Below are 23,765 nucleotides of genomic sequence, written 5' to 3'. Positions count from 1 at the left end.
CATGCACCAGCCGGATCCCCGCCATCTCCTTGGCGCCTTCATTCGCGCCCACCGCGAACGCCTGCCGCCGCCGGCCAGGGCATTTGGCCGCCGGCGCACGCCAGGCCTGCGTCGCGAAGAACTGGCTGAAGCTGCCGGCGTCAGCGTCACCTGGATCACGTGGCTGGAACAGGGCCGCGATGTGGCGGCATCGGTCGCCGCGCTCGCCCGCCTCGCGGACGCATTGCGGCTGACATCGGCCGAGCGGGCATCGATGTTCGACCTGGCGGAGAAACGCGATCCGGCGCCTGCACGGCCCCATGCCGACCTGCCCGCCGACCTGCTCGCCCTGCCCTCGCTGCTTACTGTTCCGGCCTATCTGCTCGATCGGACATGGACGGCCAGGGCATGGAACCGGCTTGCCGCGCGGCTGTTCAACGGCTGGCTCGATGACGATACGGGGGACCGCAATCTGATGCGGTTTGTCTTTCTCTCGCCGCATGCCCGCACGTTGATCGCCCACTGGCCGGAACGCGCGCGGCGCCTGGTGGCCGAATTCCGGGCCGATTACAGCCGCTGCCCGCACGATGCGGCGTTGCTGGCATTGCTCGATGAACTGTCGGAAGGAAGCGAGGTCTTTTCGGCTTGCTGGGGGAGCAGGCGGTATTGCATCGCGAGGGTGGCGAACGCGTGTTCGATCACCCGTCGGATGGCATGCTGCGCTTCGTGCAGACGACGCTGCTGGTCGCCGCGCAGCCGGAGTGCAAGCTGGTCTGCCTGGCGCCCGCCTGAGAGGCCAGACGTCCGCTCCCTGAAGCAGTGATCGTGCAGCTTGCGGTTCAGGCAGGCGGCGCCGTCACATTGCCGTCCATTCCTCTCTTCTGACCATCGTCAAAGTATTTTCCTCCAAGCAATGTAACGTAGCGCAACGTTTCAGCGGACCTGAAACCCTGCGGCCGGACCGCCAATACTGCGCCGCCGGCCTCTTCCAAAAGGAAGAGTTATACAATCATCACTTTTTTGAAAAAAGCTCCCATGCGCACGTTCACCGCCGTCACACTTTTCCTGCTTGCGAGCACTGCAGCCCGGGCCGATGCGCCGGATAGCCGATCGGATTCGCTGCGCATCACCGCCCAAAGCGACGCCCGCACGGTGATCCGCAGTATTCCGGAAGAAGCGGCCACCGAGCGTTTCGAAGTGCTGGCCCTGGGCGGCGGGACGGTCAGCTACGTGGGCCTGGCGGATGGGCCGATCGGCGGCGTGGTGTTCATGGCCGGCAAGCTGCACGGCACACTGACGCGGCCGCAGGCGGAAACCTTTTATTCCTGCCGCGGTTATGCCACGGCGCGCCATCATTACTGGGCGCAGGAAGCGGGCCGATGGGCCGATTCGCTCGTGAAGGCCGCACAGCCCGCGCCGGACGTCGAACTGCAGTTCAGTGGCAAGTCCACCCTGAAAAGCATCAAGGCCGTGCTGGAAAACCCGGCCATCAACCAGGTCAAGGCGCTCGTTGAAATGGGCACGAACCCGTTCAAGGTCGTGAAGGTGCTGTCCAAGGTGCGCAGCGATCACCGGCAGCGCGAATTCGACGAAGACATGCTCGAAGAGCTCGGTGATCTGGTGCCCGGCGATTCCGAACAGCGCCTGGCCGATGTGCTGCGGCCGCAGGACCTGACGTTCCTGGAACACGGCATCGTCATGGCCTACCCGAAGTATTCGGTGGAGTTCCTCGTCAGCGACAACAAGATCCAGGCGCTGCAGCAGCCGTCGTTCCTGCAGATCGCGCGCGCCAAGCCGGCGCTGTTCTATGCGCCGAACACGACGTGGTCGAGCTGCACGCCCGAGAAATGGGTGGAGGCGGTACCGGCCGCGCCGCAGGGGTGAGGCGCCCTGGCGCGTCGGCACACGTTCCCGCCGATACCCGCGTCAAGCCAGCGCCGCCAGCTCCCGCGTCATGTTGACGATCGCCGGCTCGTTGTACTGCTCGGCGAACCACGGGTCGGCGAACAGCGTGCCGGCGTAAGCCTTGCCGCGCAGGTGTTCGAGCACGCGGGTGCGCTGCTCGCCATAGCGGTCGTCGGGCACGTGGCCGTATTCGGCGCGAATGCCGCGCGCGTAATGGCTGTACACTTCCTCGTCCTGCCCCAGGATCGCCAGGTCCACGCCCAGCAGGATGTCCTTGAGCGGATGGGCCATGTGACCGCCCTGCAAATGGTCGGTGGCGCGGATCAGCGTGGCCACTTCGTCGGCGCGGCCAGCGTCCGGTTCCAGGCCGCTGCCGAGCCACAGCCGCGCGCTTGCTTCCTCGTTCGAGACAGACGATGGCTCGTGGCCGTAGTACGCGTCATGGAACCAGAACGCGGCACGTACCAGGTCGGCATCTTGCGCCGTGGCGCCCGTGTTGGCGGCCCAGGCGCGGATCTCCGCCAGGCCGTGCACCAGGTGATCGAGGTTGTGGTAGTGGCGCGTGGCGCCGCCGTAGCCATCGGCCCCCGTCAGCCGGGCGAACCACGCCTCGGCTGGGGCACCGGGGAACGAGGCCTGCCATTCCTTGTGCAGCCAGCTCGTGATCCATGCGCGGTAAGCCGGCGCGGGCACGAATTTCTTTGTCGTCCAGTTCCAGCCCACCGGGCCTTCGAGCGCCTTCACGAAGCTCGAGCTCACGGACCCCAGGTCGCGCGGCGGCATCACGAACAGCGTCTTGGCACCGCCGATCACTTCCACGTTGGTTTGCTGGATCAGGTTTTCGTAATCGAAATCGGCGGTGGTGCGGATGCCGCGGATCAGGTAGTCCACGCCGTGCTTGCGCGCCACGCGCGCCGTGTAGTCGCTTTTCACGACGAGCACCTGCACATTGTCCCACTGCCGTTCGGCGCAGCTCTCCAGCACGATGGCGCGCCGTTCCTCGGCCGAGAAGCGGGGCTGCTTGGTGGAGTTCTCCGACAGGAAGACGATCACCTCGTCCGCGATCGAGCGAGCTTCGCCGATCACCCACATGTGGCCGTTGGTGATCGGGTCCAGCGTGCCCGAGAAACCGATTCTTTTCATGCCCTGCCCTGTTGGCTGTCTGTCATGACGGCCATTCTAGCAGCGGTGGCGGGAACGAAAGTCCAAGGGCCCCGGTGCCGGTCACCGTCCTGGTGACATGTAGCGGAAAACCGCCGCCTGCCACCGCCGGCTCAGGCGGCACTCTTGGCCAGCGGCGCTTTCACGGTCGTGGCTTTCATGGCGGGGAATGTGATGCGCACCAGCAGGCCCCCCAGCCGCTCGGAAGCATCGAGCGCCAGCGTGGCGCCGTGCCGCTCGGCGATGGCCTTGATGATGGCCAGGCCCAGGCCGCTGCCCGTGGCGGTGCTGCCGGGCACGCGGTAGAAGCGGCTGAACACGCGCTCGCGTTCTTCCGGCGAGATGCCGGGACCGCTGTCCTCGACGACCAGTTCGGCGCCCTTGTCGGTATGCCGCACCGAGACATCGACGGTGCCGCCGGCGGGGGTGTACTTGATGGCGTTGTCGACCAGGTTACGCAGCAGCACGCGCAAGGCGTCGGCCTGGCCCTGGATGGTTTCGCCGGCCACCTCATGCATGCCCAGGTCGATCTGGCGGGCCTGGGCGGCGCCCACCATGTCGCCCAGCGTGCGCCGGGACAGTTCGGCCAGGTCCACCGGGTCCAGCTTCGGTTCGGCCGCTTCCTGCCGCGCCAGCACCAGCAACTGTTCCACAAGGCGCGTGGCGCGCTCGATGCCGGCCGTGAGGCGCCCGACCGCCACCTTGCGCGCCTCCGCATCCTCGGCGCGGTCCAGGCTGAGCACCTGCAGCTTCAGCGCGGCCAGCGGCGAGCGCAGCTCGTGCGCGGCATCGGCCACGAAATGCTGCTGGGCGTCGAACGCCGTGCGCACGCGGCCGAACAGCAGGTTCAGCTCGTGCACGAGCGGTTTGACTTCGTCGGGCAGGTCGGCCTCGGAAACGGGCGACAGGTCGTCCGCCTGGCGCGACGCCACCTGGCGCCGCACACGCGCCACGGGCGCCAGCGAGCCGCTGACCACCCACCACACCACGAGCATCAGCATCGGCGCCATCAGCGCGATCGGGCCGACGGTGCGCAGCGCCAGTGCGCCGGCCATGCGCTTCCTGACCGACATGTCCTGCGCGATCTGCACGGTCTGGTTACTGGTCTGCACCGAGAACACGCGGTACGTGGTGCCCTTCGCCTTCACGTTGGAAAAGCCCAGCACGGCGCGCTGCGGCAGCTCGGCGCGGGAAATCGAGCGGAACACCTGGATGCCGTCCGGCGTCCATACCTGCACCACCATGTCGTCGTTGCCGGGATCGGCGCTGGGGCCGCTGTGCGAATTGGCCAGCGGCGCGCCGGAGCGCAGCGCCAGCGCCATCTGCTGCATGTGGTAGTCGAAGATCTGGTCCGCGTCGTGCAGCGCGCTGCGGTAGGCGATCATGGCCTGCGCCAGCGCAGCCATGGTGATCGCCGCCAGCAGGAACCACAGCAGGCGGCCACGCAGCGAGTGCGTGTTCACCTTGACGCGATAGACCTTCGGCACCTTCATGCTTTCGGCACCATGTAGCCGAGGCCGCGCACGTTCTGGATCAGTTCCGCGCCCAGCTTCTTGCGCAGGCCATGGATATAGACCTCGACGGCATTGCTGTTGACTTCATCTTTCCAGCTGTACAGCTTTTCCTCGAGCTGGGCGCGCGACAGCACGATGCCGGGCCGCGCGATCAGCGCCTCCAGCACGGCCCATTCGCGGGCGGACAGGTTGACCTGCACGCCATTGGCGATCACTTCGCGCGTCTGCGGATTGATCGACACGCCCTTGTGCTCGAACACGGGTTCGGCGCGGCCGGCCGAGCGGCGCAGCAGCGCGCGGATGCGGGCCAGCAGCTCGTCGAGATCGTAGGGCTTGAGCACGTAGTCGTCGGCCCCCGCATCGAGGCCGGCGATGCGCTGCTCGACGGCGTCGCGCGCCGTGGCCACCAGCACCGGTGTGAGCTCCTTGCGCAGGCGCATCGAGCGCAGCACCTCGAGCCCGTCCTTGCGCGGCAGGCCCAGGTCCAGCAGCACCAGGTCGTAGGTCTGGGTCTGTAGCGCGGTGTCGGCCATGTCGCCGTCCTTCACCCAGTCGACCGCATAGTGTTCGGCGCGCAGCAGGTCCAGCACCACCTCGCCGATCATCACATCATCTTCCACGAGCAGCAGTCGCATGTCGTTATCCTTTATTCATTCAAGCGGCGCAGTTTATCCCAATCGCACGGGAATAAAAATGCGTTCCTCGCCGCGCTGGATCAGCAGCGCCACGGACTTCGACGATTTCGCCACCACGTCGCGCACCTGCTCGACCGAGTTGACGGGCCGGCCATTCACGGACAGCAGCACGTCGCCCGGCTGCAGGCCGGCGCTGGCGGCCGCGCCGCCAGCCCGTTCGATGACGAGGCCGGCGCCCAGCCCGACCGCCTGCTTTTCCAGCGGGTCGAGCGGGCGCAGGGCCAGGCCCAGGCGCGATTTCGCCGCAGGCTCATCGCTGTCCACGCTCGCCAGCGAACGCTCGGTGGCATTGCCCAGCTTGCCCGCCAGCGCAACGGCCTTACCCTCGCGCCAGACATCGAGCGCCACCTTGTCGCCCGGCTTGGCCAGCGCCACGTAGGCCGACAGTTCGCCGGAGCCGACGATCTTCTGGCCGTTGATGGAACGCACCACGTCGCCTGGCTTCAGGCCCGCCTGCTCGGCGGCGCTGCCCTTTTCCACGTTGACGATCAGCGCGCCTTCCGGCGACGGCAGGTTGAACGAATCGGCAAAGCTCTGGTCCACTTCCTGCGCCACCACGCCCAGCTTCGCGTGCACGACCTTGCCGGTGGTGACGATCTGCTCCTGGATGCGCTGCGCCACGTCGATCGGGATTGCGAACGACAGGCCCTGGTAACCGCCGGTCTGGCTGTAGATCTGCGAATTGATGCCGACCACTTCGCCCTTCGTGTTGAACAGCGGGCCGCCCGAGTTGCCGGGGTTGACCGCCACGTCGGTCTGGATGAACGGCACACTGCCATCGTCCAGTGCGCGACCCTTGGCGCTGACCACGCCGGCCGTCACGGTGTTTTCCAGGCCGAACGGCGAGCCGATCGCCAGCACCCATTCGCCCACCTTCGTGTCCATCGACCGGCCCAGCGGCACCACGGGCAGGTTCCTGGCGTCGATCTTCAGCACGGCCACGTCGGTTTTCGGGTCGGAGCCGAGCACCTTGGCGCGGAACTCGCGGCGGTCCGTCAGCTTCACGGTCACCTCGCTGGCATCGCGCACCACGTGGGCGTTGGTGAGGATCAGGCCATCGCTGCTGACGATGAAGCCGGAGCCCACGCCATGGCTCGGCGCCTCGCGCCCGCCCCGCTGCGGGCCTTGCGGGCCCTGGAAGCGGCGGAAGAATTCAAAGAACGGATCGTCGGCGAACGGTTCGCCGCGATTGTCATAGGCCGCCTTCACGCTGCCGGTCGTGCTGATGTTGACGACGGCCGGGCCATTGCGCGACGCGATCACGGAAAAATCGGGCAGCGCGATCATTGGCGCCGGCGTCGGCGCCGGGGCGCCCGCGGCGGCATTGGCCGGCACGGCGGGTGCCGGCGTGGTGCCGACCTGCGCGCCGACGGCCGGCGCATCATGGCTACCCTGCACTGCGATTGCCGCGCCTGCGCCCAGTACGCCTACCGCGCACAGGGCCAGGACCAGGCGTTTCATGTTCAGAACCTTGTCCTTGCTCATGTCTGTACTCCCCATTGGATCAATCTCGATGGTAGCAATATGAGGTCATCAGCTTATACGCTCCTTAACCGGCGGTGCAGGGGTCTGTCCCCGGTAAGTGTCAGCTTCCGTGCTTGCAGCTTGCGCTGTCAGGGGACTGACCCCGGTTTTGTGGGCATGTCGACTGCGCCAGCGAAAACCGGGGTCAGTCCCCTCGATACGATCACAACAGAGCGTCGCGCCAACACTTACCGGGGACAGACCCCTGCGACGCTGCCGCCATTTGCAACCTCATCTGTCTGCGGCGCGCACACGCAAAAAGGCCGGGTTGCCCCGGCCTTTGCACCACCTCGGAAGCGGGCCGGGGCCCGCGCATGCTACGCCAATGCCTTACGCGGCGTCGCGCTTCTGTTCCAGCGCGGTGACGTTATTGGTCACGCCGTCGATCGCGATCTTACGCGGCCGGTAGGCTTCCGGCACTTCGCGCACCAGGTCGATCGTCAGCATGCCGTTGTCGAACCCGGCGCCGGTGACCTTCACGTGGTCGGCCAGCTGGAAACGCTGCTCGAAGTCGCGGGCCGCGATACCGCGGTGCAGGAAGGTGCGCTCCACGGCGTCCTTCTGCTTGCGGCCGGTGATCACCAGCGAATCGCGCTCGGTATTGATGTCCAGCTCGGAGCGGTCGAAGCCGGCCAGCGCCATCACGATGCGGTATTTGTCTTCGGCCACCAGTTCCACGTTATACGGCGGATAGGTGGGAGCCTCGGCGGCGTTCAGCTGGTTGGCCAGGCGGTCGATGCCGATGGCGGTACGGTACAGGGGGGTCAGGTCAAAAGTACGCATGATCGTATCCTTTCAATAAGCGATAACAGGGGCGGTCCCCAAGCGGGCAACCGCGGGTACATGATTGAATGATTCAGTTCAACAATTGCTTATGTGGGCGGGCATGCTGCCCGCCAGGGCCCACCGGGTGGCGGGCCCGAGCCGGGTGCTTAAGCCGCGGCGCGCGATTGCTCGATCGCGGGCGCACTCTCGGTGCTGCCGCCGATCTCGATCTTGCGGGGCTTCAGCGCCTCGGGCACTTCACGCACCAGGTCGATCGTCAGCATGCCGTTCTGGAACGACGCGCCGGTGACCTTCACATGGTTGGCCAGCTGGAAGCGCTGCTCGAAGTCGCGGGCGGCAATGCCACGGTGCAGGAACGTGCGTTCCACCGTATCTTTCTGCTTGCGGCCAGTGATGTGCAGCGTATCGCGCTCGCTGGTGATGTCGATTTCCGAACGGTCGAAACCGGCCAGCGCCATCACGATGCGGTACTGGTCCTCGGACACGAGTTCGATGTTATACGGGGGATAGCTGGGCTGGGATTCAGCGCTGTTCAGCATCTGGGCCAGGCGGTCGAAGCCGATGGCGGTACGGTACAGCGGAGTCAGGTCAAAAGTACGCATGATGGATATCCTTTCAAAGTTAAGCGATATCGAGCTGCCATTCGTGGTCAGCTCTCCGTCGGCCCCCTGCTGGGCAACCGATGTACCCAATATACGGCGGGCCACAAAGGTTTCAAGGGGGCTTTTTTGAAAATTTTTGGTTTTACATTTTGAAACAATTCAAATTTCCCACGTGCTACACTCGCCCGCTTGGACCAACCCCTGACCATGAGCCGATGACCCTGCCATTGCCCCTGCGCGCAGCGATCCTGCCAGCGCTTTTCGCTTTCGCCGTCTTTGCAAATTCCGCCAGCGCTACCCCGCTGCCACCCTCGGTGGACCAGCCCTACCCGGGCACGATCCAGATGAAGATCGATGCCTCCGATACCGCCCGCAATATCTTCCGCATCCAGCAGTCGATCCCCGTGAAACCGGGCAAGCTGACCTTGCTGTATCCGCAATGGGTCACGGCACAGCACGGCCCCACGGGCGCGCTGCACCAGCTCGCCGGCCTGAAGGTATCGGCAAACGGCAAGCCGGTGGCGTGGAAACGCGATCCGCTGAACGTGTTCGCATTCCAGGTGGACGTGCCGCAGGGTGCGAAGACGCTCGATGTGGAATACCAGCACCTGTCGCCGAATGAAACCGGCCAGGGCCGCATCGCGATGACGCCGGATATCCTCGGCATCCAGTGGCAATCGATGACGATGTATCCGGCCGGCTATCACGTGCGCCGCATCCCGATCCAGGCCACGCTGACCCTGCCGGCCGGCTGGCAATACGGCACGGCGCTGGAAACGGCATCGCGCCAGGGCGACGAGGTGAAGTTCAAGGCCACGGACCTGGAAACCTTCATCGATTCGCCGCTGTTCGCCGGGCGCTACTACAAGCAGATCGACCTGGACCCGGGCGCGAAGCTGCCGGTGCGCCTGAACATCGTGGCCGACACGCCGGAAGCGCTGGAAGCAAAGCCCGAGCAGATCGCCCCGCACCGCGAGATGGTCAAGCAGGCCTATAAGCTGTTCGATTCGCAGCACTACGCGCACTACGATTTCCTGTTCGCGTTGTCGGACGAATTCGGCGGCGTGGGGCGCGAGCACCACCAGTCCAGCGAGAACGGCGTGAAGGCCAACTACTTCACCGAGTGGAACAAGACGGAAGCCGTGCGCACGCTGCTGCCGCATGAATTCACGCACTCGTGGAACGGCAAGTTCCGCCGCCCGAAAGGCCAGGACGTACCGAACTTCAACACGCCGCTGGACAACAACCTGCTGTGGGTCTACGAAGGCCAGACGCAATACTGGGGCCAGGTGCTGACCGCCCGTTCCGGCCTGGCGCAGCAGGCCAGCGTGCGCGACATGATCGCCAACATGGCGGCCACGTATTCGAACGTGCAGGGCCGCAGCTGGCGCCCGGTGGTGGACACGACGAACGACCCGATCATCAGCCAGCGCCGCCCGCAGGTATGGCCGAACTGGCAGCGCAGCGAAGACTACTACTCGGAAGGCGCGCTGATCTGGCTGGACGTCGACACGAAGATCCGTGAACTCTCGGGCGATAAACGCTCACTGGATGACTTTGCCCGCGTGTTCTTCGGCGTCGACAACGGCGTGATCCAGGCAAAGCACTACACGTTCGACGACGTGGTTAAAGCCCTGAACGGCGTGCAGGCATTCGACTGGGCGCCGTTCCTGAAAAAACGCGTCGAGGAAACTGGCCCGGCCCCATTGGACGGCCTGGCCCGCGCCGGCTGGAAGCTCGTCTACGCCGACAAGCCGACCGACTTCCTGAAGGGCGTCGAGGACGTGAGCAAGACGGCGAACTTCCAGTACTCGCTGGGCTTCTCGGTGGGCAGCGACGGCAAGATCGTCGCGATCGTGTGGGATGGTCCCGGCTTCAAGGCGGGCCTGTCCGGCAACACCACGCTGGTGGCTGTCAACGGCCGCGCCTACAAGCCGGAACTGCTGCGCGCGGCCGTCACGGCGGCCACGAAGGACAGCAAGCCGATCGACCTGCTGGTCAAGCGCGGCAACGATTACCGCACCGTATCGCTCGATTACCACGGTGGCCTGAAGTACCCGCGCCTCGAGCGCATCGAGGGCACGCCGGACCGCCTGCAAGCGATCCTGCAGCCTCGCAAATAAGCCGGGCCATGCCACGGGCGGGCGCACCTCCTTCGCGGGATGTGCGCCCGTTTTCTTTCGGTCACGCTACAGTGTTTTTCTACTGGAGACGCCGATGATCACACTGCATACCTGGACTACCCCGAATGGCCGCAAGCCCCTCATCCTGCTGGAAGAACTGGGCGTGCCCTATGAAACCGTGCCTGTCGATATCGGCAATGGCAAGCAGTTCGAGCCCGAGTTCCTGAAGATCGCGCCGAACAACAAGATTCCCGCGATGGTTGACGACAATGCGGACGATGAAGCCGATGGCGGCCCGCTGTCGCTGTTCGAAAGCGGCGCGATCCTCACGTACCTGGCGGACAGGCACGGCAAGTTCCTGGCCCCGTCCGGCGCGGCGCGCTGGCAGGCGACGCAGTGGCTGCACTGGCAGATCGGCGGCCTGGGCCCGATGCTGGGCCAGCTGGGTTTCTTTTCGAAGCAGGACGACGCGTTCGCACTGGAGCGCTTCATCAAGGAGGCGGATCGGCTGCTGGCCGTGCTCGACACGCAACTGGCTGCATCGCAGTATGTCGCCGGCGACGAGTACACGATCGCCGACATCGCCTGCTACCCGTGGATCATGGCGGCCAGCGAACGGCTGCAGGAACCGCTGGCCGGCGCGCTGGGCAAGCCGAACCTGCAGCGCTGGCTCGGGCTGGTCGGTGCGCGGCCGGCCGTGCAGGCGGGCATGAAGTGGAAGCCGCGCGGCGCCTGAAGCCTCAATCCCTCAGATAGCGTTCGCTCCACGCGGCGATCAGGTTGGCCACGTAGACCGCATCGTCACGTTTTGTGAGCAGGTGGTCGGCCGTGTCGAGCGAAATATAGCTTTTCGGATGCTTCGCCGCGACGAAGATGTTCATCGCGTTCTCGATGCCGACAGTCGTGTCGCCGGGCGCATGCATCACCAGCAGCGCCTTCCTCAGCGCGCCGATCTTTTCCTTCAGCCTGTGCTCGGCCACGTCGTCGAGGAACTGCTTGCGGATGCGGAACGGCCGCCCGGCCAGTTGCACCTCGGCCTCGCCTTCCGCGGTGATCGTGTCGATGTGGTCGCGGAACAGGTGCGTCACGTGCGACGGGTCGCTGGGCGCGGCGATCGTCACCACGGCTTGCGCTTCCGGCACCATGCCGGCCACGGCCAGCGTGGCCGCGCCCCCCAGGCTGTGGCCGATCAGCAGCCGCGGCGCCGCGAACTGCGTGCGCAGGTAACCGGCGGCGGCCAGCAGGTCTTCCACGTTCGACGAAAAATTGGTGTTGGCGAATTCCCCCTCGCTGGCGCCCAGTCCCGTGAAGTCGAAGCGCAGCACGGCGATGCCGTGCTCGGTCAGTGCCTGGGCAATGCGGCTCGCTGCGAACACATCCTTGCCGCACGTGAAGCAGTGGGCGAACAGCGCATAGGCACGGGCCGGGCCGTCCGGCGCGTCGAGGCGCGCGGCCAGGTTATTGCCGTTGGCGCCCGGGAAGTCGAGTCGTTGTGCCCGCATGAGGTCTCCTTGTGAAAGCGCTACTGTGCACCGGGGGAAGAGCCCCTGCAAGCTATCTATCTCTTTTGATAGACCGCCCGGTCATCCGCCTGCTCGTCCTGTCGCGTTCAACACACCAATCCTGCGTCTGGTTTCCGGAAATGCTGACGTTATCAACCCACCGGCGGTCCATCAACTCAGGCTTTGAATTTCCTTGCGCACCATTTCATACGGTCCATACGTCAAGAATCATTTCAAGAAGTGTTTCCCGACGTTAGTGGACGATCGGGTATCCTTGTTGGCCGTTCAGGCAGGCAGATGCATATTTGAAAAGACTTGGGCTTGATCACGCGATTGACGGAGAGCGAAGGCTGGTACGGATATATCGAACCGGCGCCCGTCGACAGGTTATCTATCTGTAAAATTAGAATTGTGCACTGATCAGAAAGCATATAGGCGCATTTATGAATAAACAGAATAAAAAGGCACCGGCTACCTTGACAGGATCGGCAGCACCGGATAGAAGAAGCGCTCTCAAGCTATTCAGCATAATAGCATTCATGCCCCTGACTGCATGTGGGCAAGGAGGAAGAAAAATGGATAACGATATCGTATTGGATGTGGAGATGTTCTCGTATGTTGACCGAGTCATCACCGACATTATCTTCAATGGCACCGACTTGGGCGTCATGAATAGATTTGGCGGCACCGGGACAATTACCGGCGTGAGAATTCCGTATGGGGCCCAGACTTTGACCTGGACCTTGGGCGGTCCGAAAGGAACTCCGCGAAATGGAGAACCTATGATGATAAAGAATATTTTATTAGTTGCGCCCGAAAATGTCCCAGCAGGAACTCAGTACGCAGGATTGCATCTTTATCCGGATGATACCGCCGAGATTACATTCTCGGAATTCATCCCGGAGAGAAGCGCACGCGGAAAACAAATACTGGCTGACAGGAAATAGAATGGCGGATAGCGATAAATTGACTGCTGCCTGCAGCGAATCGCGACGTGCCTAGAGGGAAGCCCTACCTACAGCAGACTATACTAACGACAAGTTATCATCAATATAAAATATGTAGCTGGAGAGAGAGAGAGGGTCAGGTGATTGCTAGTGGTGGCATCAGGCACGCCGTGACACGGGTGTTATTGCTTCGGAATGCTCAAATTCCACACAGCACTTTGTTACAAAACAGTCATCGATCGTCTTTGACAGGCGGTATTTCGCCGTCGAGAATGGCCAGCGTATCCCTTAAGTAAAAATTAAGTGTCGGCGCCTCGCCCAAGCGCCGGCTGGCCGCGCTTACCCTGCGCCGGCACAGCGATACGCGGTCCATTCAACGCACAAGGACGACTATGAAGAAGACTTTGACGATATTGTTGCTGGCCACGCTCCAGGCCACCGCCACTGCCGCCGGCAGCACAGTGACTTTCTCGAACGGCGAGGAAGGCTGGTACGGCCTGCAACCGATGGACGGCAATGGCGGTTCCGCCATCGATCCGTCGCTCGGCAATGGCGCACCGGCACTGCGCACCCAGATGGAGAATTTCGGCGTGGCCTGGTCCACCCGCAGCAACACGGACTTCGTGCGCGACTATACGCAGATGGGCAGCGTGACCTTCGGCATCGACGTCTCGGCACAGAGCGTCTACTTCTTCAACCGCGAAGTCACGCGCGACCTGGTGCTGGAACTGCGCGACTACGACAACATGACCAACGGCCTGCCCTACACGAGCGTCTGGGTCAAGGTCGGCACGCTCGATGCCAGCAAGCCCGGCTGGCAGCAACTGTCGGTCACCATCGATGACACGTCGGCCACGACGCTGCCGGCCGGCTGGGGCGGCTATGGCGCGGAAGACAGCACCGGCATGCCCTACCTGCCATCGGACCGCACCTTCGCCAGCGTGCTGGCCGGTGTCGACGAAGTGGCGTTCACCACCTATGTGCCGGGCATGGTGTTCGGCTATACCTATTTCGACGTTGCCGTCGACAATATCTCGATCAGCGCGGTACCGGAACCGGAACAGGGCGTGATGCTGCTGACCGGGCTGGCCGGCATCGCCGCCCTCGCCCGCCGCCGGCGCCGTTGACGGCAGCGGTTGCGAACCAGCGATAGGTTCGACAGTCAACGACAATGGCGCCCGTTGAGATGGGCGCCATTTTGCAAGAGAGCAGATACAAAACACTCTAATCGGTCGATTTGTATCCGTCCTTGGGGGCGCGTTGTTTTCCTTGGACTCAGGCGTTGATCCAGTTTTCGATCAGTCGCCGTCCACGTGTTGCCGGCTTCGTCCATACCGATGCCCGGCTTCCAATTCTGCGGATCACGTAGCTCGTCCTTCCAGCCAGGTCGCCCGGCCTCAGTCCATGTCAGTGTCATCGTCACTACTAGGAACGTAGTCGGCCTGGTCTTCTTTGTATGTAAGTGCGGCGTGATAGGTATTCTTTAAATTACTCCATTTATCCTTGCCTTGACCAACTTTATTTAAAAAATAGACGAGATTTTTTAGTGCGTCTATAGTATAGCCGCGACCCACTTCTGCAACGTGCGTGATAACAGCCAAGTTTTGCATGTTGAGAGAAAGGTCTACAAATTTTTTTTGATTAGTGATCCACAATAAGTAGTCATTTGCTTCAGACGCGCCCTTGTCAGTTTTCGCCCCAGCGGTCGCCATAATGGTGGTATACGGAACACCTTTCCCTCCATGCACCTTAACAAAAGGGTCGTTCTTATGAAAAACTGTATAAACAGTATATCCACATATTTCCATCAGCGCTTTGTCGATTTCCTTTTTCTTTTCGTCGGTGAGAAACAAACGGTTACCTTCACGACACATATTGTCCTTCCATTGCAACCCTATATTGAATAAATTTTCGTGCGTCGCTTTTTCGTATTTTGGCATTTCGGTGCTCCTTCAGAATGGGAGTGAACGTGCTTTTACGCAGACTTGCCTATTGTCCACAGTATGGAGAGCCTGATCGGATGTCATACTTTAGCTTGCGCCGGTTGACGGGCCGGGTCAATAATCAGTAATGTGACTTTTTCAGCTTTATGCAATAATGTTTGATGCTTACAACAAATTACATGTTGGGCTAGTGCGAGTAGATACGAATGCGCGCTCGAAATGGAAGGTCTCAGTTGGCGTAGCGGTAACTAACTTTATTTCTTATAGGAGATGTTTTGGTGTGAGCAGCAACTAAAACATGTATGTTGATAATGTTTGTTGTTTGGGGGTTTCGCGCCCGCAAACTCGATCTGATTAGCACTCAATCCCGAGCCACAAGGGCTCAGCCATGCGCGTCTCTTTTCCCCGCTGGCCAGACACCGTGCCCAACCCTCTCAATGCCGTTGCCCGCTTGTAGCGGGCAACGGGCACTGCTAGGTCAGCGCAGTTAGTTCCCGTCGGGGTCTTCCCCGACAATCTTCTTAGCCGCCTTCTCGGCTTCATCGAACAAGTCGTCCGATACTTCGTCCAAAGGCACGCCACTCGCTCCACGCTTATCTAATTCTTCTTGGATTTGCGTGTTCAGTTTGCGCTGATAATCGGAGATTTCGCTATCGTCATCTTCATCGTACTGAGGCATATAGTTCCCACATCTACATACCGGCGACCGGCCGGCGCGGGACGCACTGGGCGCCTGTTTTCCGTTCGTTCAGATCATGTCGAAGCGCCGCATCGAAGCTTCGATGATCGGCCGTACTTCGGCAGGACACGATTTAACGCGGGCATCCAACGAGCGCCTGTTCGTCGCCGGTCTGGGGGTTAGCCCATTCAGCTCTTTTACATGGGCGATCCAGCAGTTCTGCACGTACACGCCGTGCTTCGCCTGCACGTCCGACCTAATTTGCTCATAAGTGGCCATTCGGGTTTTCCTTCTACTTGCCGAGCACGCTTGCAGCGTGCTGGCGAATGCGCCCAGCAGCCCGCGCTGGCGTGTCTCCGACGTCTTTCCAGACCTGATGCCAGAGGCGATGATGTCGGCTGCTGCCGACGTCGTCGGCGCCGCAATCACGGCTTCCAGTTCAGCCTGCACTTCGGTCCACCAAGCCGCGCCTTCGCCGGCACCGACCGTCTTGTCAATCGCGCGCTGGTAGATCAGCATGGCTTGGTCGAGCGTGTCGCATGGCGTCTTTTCCTTTGAACAGCTTACTAAGCTATGAAGTTCCCAGGATTACTAATGCGATATTGGCTGCTGCAAGCTCATAAAAATTGGTCACCTAAATACCATAATAATGCGAACACCGCAGGGGCTAGTAGCATTGAGAGGCGGACGCGTAGCTTTTTGATCAATTGATACAATAACATTGCTACAGTGATGAGCAGAAAGAAATATACAAATTCAGCTGCTACCGCGATGGGTACGCTCCATAGCGAGTAACCATCAAACAACTTGTGGATGATCGCCGTCCAAATCGAAGCGAAGCCAGTAATGGGCAGCGTAAGTAGCACATAGTAGAACAGCGCCACGATCTTATAGGGGTATTGGTACTCATTCCAGCGTTCAGTTACCGAGAACAGGGTACTAAATGCAAAACCTATAGCAATAACGGCTAATAGCCCGAGCACTTGGACAGCTTGGTTGTTATCGAGAGAGCTGGGGACATGAAACGCATGTGTTTGGGGTTCCGATATACCCTTCCTGTAAGCCTCGGCCTGCTTCTCTTGCATTTCATCATTATGATCCTGCACTCCCCGAAATGCAGATGTGTAGGCGTCGCTCCCATGCTCTAAGCCGTAGGGGATAACGCCATTTCGGCGGCCCTGCTGGTAGTATTTGTCGGTCATAGCTTCATCTCCTTAGATCAGGTGAATGTTTTATATACTCAGGCGAGACGATGGCATACAGAATGCTATCGTTTCAGCGTGCGACGATGATCGTTAGGTTGTTATAGTTGTCTTCGCCTTTGACCTTGGCCCGGTGCCCGGTTTCACGACTGCGAGCGAATCATAAACCCGCTGCGAGGCACTTCATTGATTCTGCCAGTCAGTGAATTCGGTCACGCCATGGCGTTTTCCTTGATGACTTTCGCGCGCGAAAGTTCGGGTTCTCCCGCCTGAGCGATGCTGCTTGCTAGGAGCTAGTAATTTGAAGAGTCATATCCACCATCTGATCCGTACGATCGTCCACTGATATCGGTCTGGCCCACCATCGGCGTGCCATCAACGTTAACGGCCGGCTCACGCATCCGTTTCTGCATGCCCTGACTCATGCCGTATCCCTTTTCTTCCGGCGCTGAATGCCACACGATGAGAGAGTCGAAGCGTCGCACCAGTTCAAAAACTTCGAAAACATACGTTCTCCTATTTTTCTTGCTGGCTGCCGGCCAAGTGCGGGCGCCACCAGGGCGCGGTTTTCCTTACCGGCGCCGGCCGGATCGTGGGACCAGGTGGTGCCGCATTTTTCGAGTCAGGGCGAGCCAGGCTTTAGGACAGCCCCTACAAAGTGCCCAAGCATATACAGTATCAGGGCTGTCGCAGGCCAAACCATTAGATAGGCCATACCCCAAGAGATTTCGGTTAACTGCCGCAGTAGGCTTTCCGGTACCACAGATAGTTGGAGCGCTATCGGTAGCTGTAATAGAACGAAACGGCCCTTCGGATCGCCAGACGCTGACGACCATAGGGCAGTAACGACTGCGGCTATCGTCAGGAAACCGTAGATGGCCACCAAAGTTAGTCCTGTGCGGCTCCATGTGATCCTGCGGAGATGTCCTGTCATCGATTTCCCTAGGCTGGCAGCCGGCCAGGTACGGGCGCCGAAGCGCATCTTTTCCGATCCAGTTAAGCGGTGATCGCCAAGTTGGCATTCATCAGATCAGCCACTTTGTCCGCACCGATTGTCATCAAGGTTTCGGAGCATTCATCGCAACCCAGGAAGAACAAGCACTCCACATCACAGGTGTTCAGGCGTCCTTGCTGGACACCGGAACGGTTGACGATGGAGCTTTGCCAGGTCAGTTGCGAGCTGCCGCACTCTTTGCATTCTGCCGGCTATTTTGGTCGATCTTCATAGTCTTTTCCTTGGGCTCACACGCCCCATTTATCCCGCAGTTCAGCAAGCCGCCGGCCCCGCTGGCTACGCTCCGCGTGCGCAGCGTCAGCGGGCGTGATTGGGCTACCCATGGAGTGCGATGCAGCCAGTGTCGCATCGTAGTTTTCGATCTTCTGCGATAGTTCGATCATCTCGGCGATATCGGCCTTCAAGTAATCCAGCAGCATGCCCTGCTCCTATAAATCGTTTATACCGTTTAGCCGTCACCGGCGCTTTCCTCTGCTGGCGGCCGACCAGGTAGTGGGCACCGTCTAGGGCGCGATTTTCCTTACTGGCATCTGCCGCCGTTGGGGCACCAGGCGGTGCCAAGATTTTCTGTTTCACGGTTCGGAGTCCGCTACTTTCTGATCAAACCAGGTTCGGCCGTCGCCGGAAAAAAACCGGTAGCCGAATGCCAGACCGAGGAAGTCATTCAGGTCTGGTCGAAACTGAGCAATATGGTAAAAATGGACGGTTTTCAATGACTTGATGTCGCCGTCATATCGGTCAGTCGTCAGCCACCATCCCGACATGTGCTCAGGAGATGGATACCGCACGCCCTCGACGGCATCGCCCTCGTAGACCCCGTCCGAAATCACTACCAATTGGTCTGATCTGGGTAGGCATTTGGCTTTCGCAGGGCTCAGTTGGATTTTCTCAGGCATGCTCTTTTCCTCGCTACAACGTCCTCGTATCGTTAGCGCGAGAACAGCCATTCACCGTTAGCCTGCTTTTGTACCTCATGTGTGCTTTTGCCGCTCTCTCCGCTGTTATCTGACGTATAGACGACTTCGAACCGGAGCGTGTTCGGTGAAGGCATTGTCCATCCGTGCACCCGCAACACGGTAACGCACGCGCTCTTGTCATGTCGGCGCATCTGGGGTTTTGGACTCTGCGCGTAGTTATTGTTGGGGTAAGTCTTCCCAGGGGCGGCGAAGATATTCAGGCCGCCGGCATCATACGTAATGCATGAGTGGACCCTGAGAAACGCCGCAATCGTACTTCTTGCTTCTGCCACCGCTTTAGTCAGCGGCGTTTCCGGCCCTTGCAGTAGCAGTGCATTGTCGATACGCGCAGCTTGTGCTTCGGTGATCGAAGCAGCGGGTGCTTTCTGTGCCGTAGCAGCTAAAGGCAACGTCATGCCGCATGCCACCGACAGCATAGCGATTCGACTCACCGTCCAGCGTACTCTGTTTATTAGAATTGCTTCAGTCTTGCACGTTATTTTCTTTTTCATCATATTTTCCTTGGCCACAGCACTGGCGTTTATCCCTTTGGACCAGCGTCGTATTCGATACTCCAACCCACAAGAGGAACTGCGTACAAAACATCCATTAAGCGGCGGTCATCAAAACGCAGTGGCCCTGGAATGCTGAAGCGAACTGAATGACGCCGTTACCCGGAAACGTTCTCGATAACAATACAGCAAGCGCGTTCCTCAGAAAAGTCCGCATTCACCCGAACAACCCATGCAGATACCACCGCGGCTCCGCATCCTCCTCCGGCAGCCGCTCCCGATACACCCAGTAATGCGTGTTGTCCTCGCCCTGCGCAATGAAATAATCGCGCGTCTGCACATCGCTCCACCACCCCGCCTCGATACGTTCGGCAGCCGACACCATGCGTAAAGGCGAACAATAAAAAGGCCGATGATCGCGCACCAGCAGCGCGATCGGTTTCGGCAGCAGCCACGCCGGTCGCGGCAAGCCGCCGGGCGGCAGGCAGGCGGCGATATCGGCGGCGCGCAGTTTCTGCTGCACGGGCACCCACGCATTTGCATGTTCGGGCCGGTAATCGGCTTTCGGTGCCGCCTGCAGCACGTTGTCCTCCCCCAGCCGCGCCACGAGCAGTTCGAACAGGCGCTGGCGGTCCTCGCTGCTGCCGCCCGGTTCGGGGAACAGGCAATCCGATAACGGCGCCATCGGTTTGACATGGGGGGCTTCCAGCACGAGGCCGATCACGGGCGCTTCCAGCGTAAGCTTGGCGAGCCGCTCCTTCAGCAGGCGCACCAGGTGATCGTCGCGCCAGACCGCCTCGGCCAGCATGACCTCGACCGGGGTGGGCGGCCGCGCCACCCTGCCCCGTTCGTGCTCCAGCATCAGCACGATGCGCTCGACGGCGAGCTGGCGGGCGCTCAGCCAGCCCGTCATCTGCTGCAGCAGGCGGCAGGCGCCGGCCAGCAGCAGATCCGTGTTCTCGATACGGCCGAACAGTTCCAGCTTTGCCTGGAAGGTGGTTGGCGCCTCGATCCAGTGGAACATTTCCGCCGTGTGGCCCAGGGCCGCATCGAGCACGTCCAGCAGCGCACGGCCGCAGCGCCGCTGCAGGCCCGGGCGCGGCAGGCGCGCCACGTCGCCCACCGACAGGCAGCCAATGCCTTCCAGCCAGGTCAGGTAGGGCCGCGCCGGCGGCAGCAGGCTGGCCGGCAGGCGGTGCAGCCGCACCGCCATCTTGTCGAGCTTGACGGCTCGCCCGCCCCCGCCGCGTGCCAGCAGCCAGGCGCCGCGCGCCGTGGGCGCCACGCCCAGCACCGCCGTGAAGCCCAGCGTGCGCAGGCTTGCCCGCACCAGCGCGCACAGGCGGCGGATGCCGCCGAACAGGCGCAGGCTGGCGCCCACGTCCATCAGCAGCGTGGCTTCCTCGCCCTCGGCCACTTGCGGCGTGAATTGCAGCAGCGCCATCGCCACCGCATGCAGCGCTTCCGCTTCGCGCCCGGGCGCGCGGTCGTGCAACTGCGCTTCCGGCGCCATCATCAGCGCACCGCCGCGGCGCATGCCCGGCAGGATGCCGGCGCGGCGCGCGTCATCCGAGACGGCCAGCACCGCTTCATGGTCCAGTACCGCGCTGCAGATGTCAGCCGACCAGCTCGGGCAGAACACTTCGAGCGGGAGCCGGGGCAGGTGCAGGCCGATCCAGAGGCGCATGTCGTTGCAGCAAAGAAGGAGTGAGAGGCAGGAACAGCGGCGCATCGCGCTGCGGCCCCCGGCGTTTGACGAAATCGATCTCCAGCCCGCCGGCGGCTGGCCGCAGCGCCAGCCGCAGCGGTGCCGGCGACGCATCCTGGGCCGCCGCCAGCGGCCGCATCAGGCAGAACAGCGTTTCGCCGCTTTGCGCCGCCAGGTGGAGCCGGCGCAACGCCTCGCTGCGCACGTGCTGCTGCCACAGCAGCAAGGCGCCGCAGCAGCCGCTGCGCAGGATCTGCTCGGCGGCCCACAGCGCATCGGCGCTTTTGCCCGTGTTGCGAATCCAGATCAGCTGCGTGGGCGGAATGCCCAGCGCATCGAGCGCCAGCGCCTGTGGCGCATACGGTGGCTGCACCAGCACGATGGGCCGCTTCAATGCGGCCAGCGCCGGCTGCAGCAGGCGCATCTCGCCGATGCCCGGCTGCTGCAGCAGCTACTTCCAATTATTTTACAAATGGACGCCGTAAGTTATTGAATTTAAACGGTTACGAACTTTTTCGTTAGTCCATCTATGTGGCCGAAGATGGACAAAAGCAAATAGCTTTCCTCATCTGCGAGCTAAGAAGAGTCTATGCACCCAGTAAGCCAATCAAATAGAAGATAAGCCTTCTTTAGCAAAATATGCTAACTCATGTTTCTCTCAATAAATTTAGATTACATAAATGCAATTCCTTGTATCAGGACAGTGCCATTTCGCGCGTTTTTTAGCTTCACTGGCGCTTATCGACACCTCTACAGTAGACGAGCTGATTAAATCGCAGCTCAATCTCTTAAATTTTAAATCTCTACGTTCCACTTTTATTAAATTTTGCAATGCCTGTTGGTAAAAATTATTAACCGCATCAAGATATTTATTGAATCTATTTCTAGAAGTATAAAACTAAATTGGTCGTTTCCCTATTTTTTCCGGCACTCCATCAAAAAGATCCATCAATTCTGGAATAAGGCCCGATTGTCTACGCATCTCAACCAAAACAGTAGGGTGATTGAGCTTCATGATCTCATCGAAAGCTCTATTCGCCTTAACTGCATCCCCCTCATCAATTGCACTTTTGAATTTTTTCAAGTACATACAGTACATCTCAAAGGCTGCAATTCGGATATCGGCAAGCGAAGATTCGTTAAGATCAAATAATCCCCTCGTAAACTCTCCTCGTTTTTTTGAAATCGCGTTTCCCCTAGCTGCGAAACGCCCGGTTTCAAGATTCAATATTAAAAAATTCAGGGGATCCTCATGCCGTATGTCAATCAAAACAGCAGGTCCAATGGGTAGCGGTAACGCAATATCGTATGTGCGGTTGAATTCAACAACATTACCGCCTGCATCAAAAACAGCGAATGTGTCATTCTTCATATCTTGGTTACATATAGTACAAGCGTATATATAATTCTCCCAATCAAAACACCTTTCTGGATAATGAAGTTTAGGACTTATATGTTCGACATCTCTGTGACGGTCGCGCTCGCAGTAATAACAAGCTTTTCCTTTCGGCGCGAAGTCCGCCAACACTTTTTTTATCTCGACCCATGTAGCATTAGTTTTATTCGCGAATAATTTTTTTGCTTCATCATATTGCTCTTTTCGAGTGGTAAAAGTATTAACCTTCGCTTGAAGTGTATTTAATTTAAGATTGGCGTTAGCTGACAACGCCGGCAAAGTGTACTTCAGCATAATCAAGTTTTCTTAAAAAAACCTGCCTTTGCAGGGAAAGTTGCACGCAATAGTTGGCGTTCTTCCTCTTCGGCTAGCGAAAGATCATCCTCCAGGGCTTTCATATTGAGTTCAGCAAGACGTTCCAATTTTTTCTCACCCATGTTCGAGCGAATAACGTGTTTTCCAAACAATTCGGTCGAATAGGCATCGAGAAGGTTTCCATAGATCAGCTGGCTCATCTCGAGATCATCAACCCTCTTGAATTCCTCATCTGTACCTTGCGTAGGTAGCTTCCAAATACTACCGCGAAATTCACCGTTCTCTGATGCAACAGCTCTACAAATAATTGGAGAATGTGTGGTTACAATAAATTGAATATTGGGGAAACAGCGAGTTAGCCAATGACCAATTTCTTTTTGCCACGTTGGATGCAAATGAACGTCTATTTCATCAATCATCACAACCCCAGGTACTTTTATTATTCCCGGGTCACCTTTCAACGCACTCAAAAACTTTTCGTGACCATAAATTTCATACATTTGCCTTATTAGCTCGATCACCAGACTTAGTGCGGAACGATATCCATCACTCAACTGATCAAGAGGCACAGAATTTCCATTTCCATCTTGAACCAAGACCGCTTCCGAATGGACCATATGGATTTTAGATTTATGAGGTAAGAATCCAGTACTATTCAGAAAGGCCAAAATCAGATTGTATAGCTCATCGGCTCCCGAGTTAGCGGACCGTTTTTCTTCAATAAGCGCTTTTGTGAATAAGTTACTAAGCCATGTCATAGCATCCGTTAACGCAACATCTTCACCCAAGGCTGTTAGATGAGGAGCTAACCGCTTATTCGTCACAAATAGCCTGTCATATTTATTATCTCCACCGGAAAATCGGCGATATGGACCAAATGAGGCAGAAAACCAGCCTGCTCCATTTCCCCAAATTGTTCTTTGAAATCCTTGACCCGAGAATTTTAGCTCTACAGGGTTAGATAGATTCTCTCTCTCCATTGCAACCTGGAGTGTAATCGTTTTCTTTGGTGGCGGGCCGCTACCAGTGAGATCGTCAAAAATCCCATCCATTGAAATAGATCCATCAATGGTCGCTTTGTTCTTCTTTTCGCTAATCCATGCTCTAAATTCCTGACGAGTGGCGTAGACCTCCTTTTCGCCCATCATGAGCAATGCAAATGCCCGCACAAGTGAAGATTTACCAGAGCCATTTAGGCCAAGAATAACGTGCCAACCTGCCTCAGCTCCTTTTTCGAATTCTAAAGATAACTTAGATATAGAGCGAATGTTCTCGACAGCTAATCGACGCAAATACATGAT

At 59.5% G+C, this 23,765-nt stretch carries 22 protein-coding genes and 2 pseudogenes; 6 read left to right on the top strand and 18 right to left on the bottom strand.

What is annotated here, in order from left to right; all coding sequences use genetic code 11:
* Nucleotide 1: 1 nt before the first annotated feature.
* Nucleotides 2–771: pseudogene (locus EWM63_RS19680) on the top strand (helix-turn-helix domain-containing protein).
* Nucleotides 772–1,014: 243 nt separating this feature from the next.
* On the top strand, nt 1,015–1,863 hold the full coding sequence (locus EWM63_RS19675; RefSeq protein WP_130188053.1) for a hypothetical protein: 849 nt from the start codon (nt 1,015–1,017) through the stop codon (nt 1,861–1,863).
* Between the two features lie 42 nt (nt 1,864–1,905).
* On the opposite strand, the gene coaD is transcribed toward EWM63_RS19675, so the two are convergent.
* The 6 genes from coaD to EWM63_RS19645 form a co-directional block, all read right to left on the bottom strand.
* Nucleotides 1,906–3,027: a pantetheine-phosphate adenylyltransferase gene (gene coaD / locus EWM63_RS19670; protein ID WP_130188052.1), complete on the bottom strand. Its 1,122-nt coding sequence runs from the start codon at nt 3,025–3,027 to the stop codon at nt 1,906–1,908.
* A 131-nt stretch (nt 3,028–3,158) separates the two neighbouring features.
* Nucleotides 3,159–4,538, bottom strand: coding sequence for an ATP-binding protein (locus tag EWM63_RS19665; protein ID WP_130188051.1), 1,380 nt, complete (start codon nt 4,536–4,538; stop codon nt 3,159–3,161).
* Nucleotides 4,535–5,194, bottom strand: a complete 660-nt coding sequence (locus EWM63_RS19660) for a response regulator (protein ID WP_130188050.1) — start codon at nt 5,192–5,194, stop codon at nt 4,535–4,537. The genes EWM63_RS19665 and EWM63_RS19660 overlap by 4 nt, the downstream gene beginning before the upstream one ends.
* Nucleotides 5,195–5,227: 33 nt before the next feature.
* Nucleotides 5,228–6,715, bottom strand: a complete 1,488-nt coding sequence (locus EWM63_RS19655) for a Do family serine endopeptidase (RefSeq protein ID WP_229487382.1) — start codon at nt 6,713–6,715, stop codon at nt 5,228–5,230.
* 393 nt (nt 6,716–7,108) lie between these two features.
* Nucleotides 7,109–7,561, bottom strand: a complete 453-nt coding sequence (locus EWM63_RS19650) for an Hsp20 family protein (protein ID WP_130188048.1) — start codon at nt 7,559–7,561, stop codon at nt 7,109–7,111.
* Nucleotides 7,562–7,710: 149 nt separating this feature from the next.
* Nucleotides 7,711–8,166 carry an Hsp20 family protein gene (locus tag EWM63_RS19645; RefSeq protein ID WP_130188047.1) on the bottom strand — a complete coding sequence of 152 codons (456 nt, stop codon included), beginning with the start codon at nt 8,164–8,166 and terminating at the stop codon, nt 7,711–7,713.
* A gap of 215 nt (nt 8,167–8,381) precedes the next feature.
* On the opposite strand from EWM63_RS19645, the gene EWM63_RS19640 reads away from it, so the two are divergent.
* Together EWM63_RS19640 and EWM63_RS19635 are read left to right on the top strand one after the other, a co-directional pair.
* Nucleotides 8,382–10,289, top strand: coding sequence for a M61 family metallopeptidase (locus EWM63_RS19640; RefSeq protein ID WP_130188046.1), 1,908 nt, complete (start codon nt 8,382–8,384; stop codon nt 10,287–10,289).
* Nucleotides 10,290–10,383: 94 nt separating this feature from the next.
* A complete protein-coding gene (locus EWM63_RS19635) occupies nt 10,384–11,025 on the top strand; it encodes a glutathione S-transferase family protein (RefSeq protein WP_130188045.1) in 642 nt (213 codons plus the stop codon).
* Between the two features lie 4 nt (nt 11,026–11,029).
* On the opposite strand, the gene EWM63_RS19630 is transcribed toward EWM63_RS19635, so the two are convergent.
* Nucleotides 11,030–11,791, bottom strand: coding sequence for an alpha/beta hydrolase family protein (locus EWM63_RS19630; RefSeq protein ID WP_130188044.1), 762 nt, complete (start codon nt 11,789–11,791; stop codon nt 11,030–11,032).
* 443 nt (nt 11,792–12,234) lie between these two features.
* Between EWM63_RS19630 and EWM63_RS19625 the strand changes: the two genes are divergently transcribed.
* On the top strand, nt 12,235–12,738 hold the full coding sequence (locus EWM63_RS19625) for a hypothetical protein (RefSeq protein WP_130188043.1): 504 nt from the start codon (nt 12,235–12,237) through the stop codon (nt 12,736–12,738).
* Nucleotides 12,739–13,130: 392 nt separating this feature from the next.
* Nucleotides 13,131–13,865 (top strand): PEP-CTERM sorting domain-containing protein, encoded by a 735-nt coding sequence (locus EWM63_RS19620; protein ID WP_130188042.1) that lies wholly within the window; start codon nt 13,131–13,133, stop codon nt 13,863–13,865.
* A 270-nt stretch (nt 13,866–14,135) separates the two neighbouring features.
* On the opposite strand, the gene EWM63_RS19615 is transcribed toward EWM63_RS19620, so the two are convergent.
* The 11 genes and pseudogenes from EWM63_RS19615 to EWM63_RS19560 form a co-directional block, all read right to left on the bottom strand.
* The gene (locus tag EWM63_RS19615) at nt 14,136–14,678 is read right to left on the bottom strand and encodes a hypothetical protein (protein WP_130188041.1); all 543 of its coding nucleotides are present in this window, start codon (nt 14,676–14,678) and stop codon (nt 14,136–14,138) included.
* A gap of 490 nt (nt 14,679–15,168) precedes the next feature.
* A complete protein-coding gene (locus tag EWM63_RS19610; RefSeq protein WP_130188040.1) occupies nt 15,169–15,360 on the bottom strand; it encodes a hypothetical protein in 192 nt (63 codons plus the stop codon).
* Between the two features lie 69 nt (nt 15,361–15,429).
* The gene (locus EWM63_RS32090; RefSeq protein WP_207221121.1) at nt 15,430–15,879 is read right to left on the bottom strand and encodes a hypothetical protein; all 450 of its coding nucleotides are present in this window, start codon (nt 15,877–15,879) and stop codon (nt 15,430–15,432) included.
* A 98-nt stretch (nt 15,880–15,977) separates the two neighbouring features.
* Entirely contained in the window at nt 15,978–16,562 is a 585-nt protein-coding gene (locus EWM63_RS19600) for a hypothetical protein (protein ID WP_130188039.1), read from the bottom strand.
* Nucleotides 16,563–17,804: 1,242 nt separating this feature from the next.
* Nucleotides 17,805–17,996: a hypothetical protein gene (locus EWM63_RS19590; protein ID WP_130188038.1), complete on the bottom strand. Its 192-nt coding sequence runs from the start codon at nt 17,994–17,996 to the stop codon at nt 17,805–17,807.
* Between the two features lie 153 nt (nt 17,997–18,149).
* Complete coding sequence (locus tag EWM63_RS19585; protein ID WP_207221120.1) at nt 18,150–18,473, bottom strand: immunity protein Imm33 domain-containing protein; 324 nt, start codon at nt 18,471–18,473, stop codon at nt 18,150–18,152.
* A gap of 32 nt (nt 18,474–18,505) precedes the next feature.
* A complete protein-coding gene (locus EWM63_RS19580) occupies nt 18,506–19,048 on the bottom strand; it encodes a hypothetical protein (RefSeq protein WP_130188037.1) in 543 nt (180 codons plus the stop codon).
* A 214-nt stretch (nt 19,049–19,262) separates the two neighbouring features.
* On the bottom strand, nt 19,263–20,732 hold the full coding sequence (locus EWM63_RS19575; RefSeq protein ID WP_130188036.1) for a Y-family DNA polymerase: 1,470 nt from the start codon (nt 20,730–20,732) through the stop codon (nt 19,263–19,265).
* Nucleotides 20,662–21,204: pseudogene (gene imuA, locus EWM63_RS19570) on the bottom strand (translesion DNA synthesis-associated protein ImuA); the annotation flags it as partial. The pseudogene imuA and the gene EWM63_RS19575, both read right to left, overlap by 71 nt.
* A gap of 447 nt (nt 21,205–21,651) precedes the next feature.
* Complete coding sequence (locus tag EWM63_RS19565) at nt 21,652–22,443, bottom strand: HNH endonuclease family protein (RefSeq protein WP_130188034.1); 792 nt, start codon at nt 22,441–22,443, stop codon at nt 21,652–21,654.
* 2 nt (nt 22,444–22,445) lie between these two features.
* Nucleotides 22,446–23,762: an AAA family ATPase gene (locus EWM63_RS19560; RefSeq protein ID WP_130188033.1), complete on the bottom strand. Its 1,317-nt coding sequence runs from the start codon at nt 23,760–23,762 to the stop codon at nt 22,446–22,448.
* Between the last annotated feature and the right edge of the window lie 3 nt (nt 23,763–23,765).

Origin of the sequence: Pseudoduganella lutea (genome assembly GCF_004209755.1) — a bacterium.
In the GTDB taxonomy this organism is placed as follows: domain Bacteria; phylum Pseudomonadota; class Gammaproteobacteria; order Burkholderiales; family Burkholderiaceae_D; genus Rugamonas; species Rugamonas lutea.
Note: the sequence above shows the minus strand (reverse complement) of the source record. Positions and strands in the feature narration are given on the sequence as shown.

Bases quoted from the DNA above. Each gene is read 5' to 3' on its own strand.
- EWM63_RS19580 (WP_130188037.1), bottom strand. From the start codon at position 19,048: ATGATGAAAAAGAAAATAACGTGCAAGACTGAAGCAATTCTAATAAAC.
- EWM63_RS19565 (WP_130188034.1), bottom strand. From the start codon at position 22,443: ATGCTGAAGTACACTTTGCCGGCGTTGTCAGCTAACGCCAATCTTAAA.
- EWM63_RS19640 (WP_130188046.1), top strand. From the start codon at position 8,382: ATGACCCTGCCATTGCCCCTGCGCGCAGCGATCCTGCCAGCGCTTTTC.
- EWM63_RS19655 (WP_229487382.1), bottom strand. From the start codon at position 6,715: ATGAAACGCCTGGTCCTGGCCCTGTGCGCGGTAGGCGTACTGGGCGCA.
- EWM63_RS19600 (WP_130188039.1), bottom strand. From the start codon at position 16,562: ATGACCGACAAATACTACCAGCAGGGCCGCCGAAATGGCGTTATCCCC.
- EWM63_RS19590 (WP_130188038.1), bottom strand. From the start codon at position 17,996: ATGCTGCTGGATTACTTGAAGGCCGATATCGCCGAGATGATCGAACTA.
- EWM63_RS19575 (WP_130188036.1), bottom strand. From the start codon at position 20,732: ATGCGCCTCTGGATCGGCCTGCACCTGCCCCGGCTCCCGCTCGAAGTG.
- EWM63_RS19675 (WP_130188053.1), top strand. From the start codon at position 1,015: ATGCGCACGTTCACCGCCGTCACACTTTTCCTGCTTGCGAGCACTGCA.
- EWM63_RS19620 (WP_130188042.1), top strand. From the start codon at position 13,131: ATGAAGAAGACTTTGACGATATTGTTGCTGGCCACGCTCCAGGCCACC.
- coaD (WP_130188052.1), bottom strand. From the start codon at position 3,027: ATGAAAAGAATCGGTTTCTCGGGCACGCTGGACCCGATCACCAACGGC.
- EWM63_RS19635 (WP_130188045.1), top strand. From the start codon at position 10,384: ATGATCACACTGCATACCTGGACTACCCCGAATGGCCGCAAGCCCCTC.
- EWM63_RS19650 (WP_130188048.1), bottom strand. From the start codon at position 7,561: ATGCGTACTTTTGACCTGACCCCCCTGTACCGTACCGCCATCGGCATC.
- EWM63_RS19610 (WP_130188040.1), bottom strand. From the start codon at position 15,360: ATGCCTCAGTACGATGAAGATGACGATAGCGAAATCTCCGATTATCAG.
- EWM63_RS32090 (WP_207221121.1), bottom strand. From the start codon at position 15,879: ATGCTGATCTACCAGCGCGCGATTGACAAGACGGTCGGTGCCGGCGAA.
- EWM63_RS19615 (WP_130188041.1), bottom strand. From the start codon at position 14,678: ATGCCAAAATACGAAAAAGCGACGCACGAAAATTTATTCAATATAGGG.
- EWM63_RS19585 (WP_207221120.1), bottom strand. From the start codon at position 18,473: ATGCCTGAGAAAATCCAACTGAGCCCTGCGAAAGCCAAATGCCTACCC.
- EWM63_RS19660 (WP_130188050.1), bottom strand. From the start codon at position 5,194: ATGCGACTGCTGCTCGTGGAAGATGATGTGATGATCGGCGAGGTGGTG.
- EWM63_RS19630 (WP_130188044.1), bottom strand. From the start codon at position 11,791: ATGCGGGCACAACGACTCGACTTCCCGGGCGCCAACGGCAATAACCTG.
- EWM63_RS19560 (WP_130188033.1), bottom strand. From the start codon at position 23,762: ATGTATTTGCGTCGATTAGCTGTCGAGAACATTCGCTCTATATCTAAG.
- EWM63_RS19625 (WP_130188043.1), top strand. From the start codon at position 12,235: ATGAATAAACAGAATAAAAAGGCACCGGCTACCTTGACAGGATCGGCA.
- EWM63_RS19665 (WP_130188051.1), bottom strand. From the start codon at position 4,538: ATGAAGGTGCCGAAGGTCTATCGCGTCAAGGTGAACACGCACTCGCTG.
- EWM63_RS19645 (WP_130188047.1), bottom strand. From the start codon at position 8,166: ATGCGTACTTTTGACCTGACTCCGCTGTACCGTACCGCCATCGGCTTC.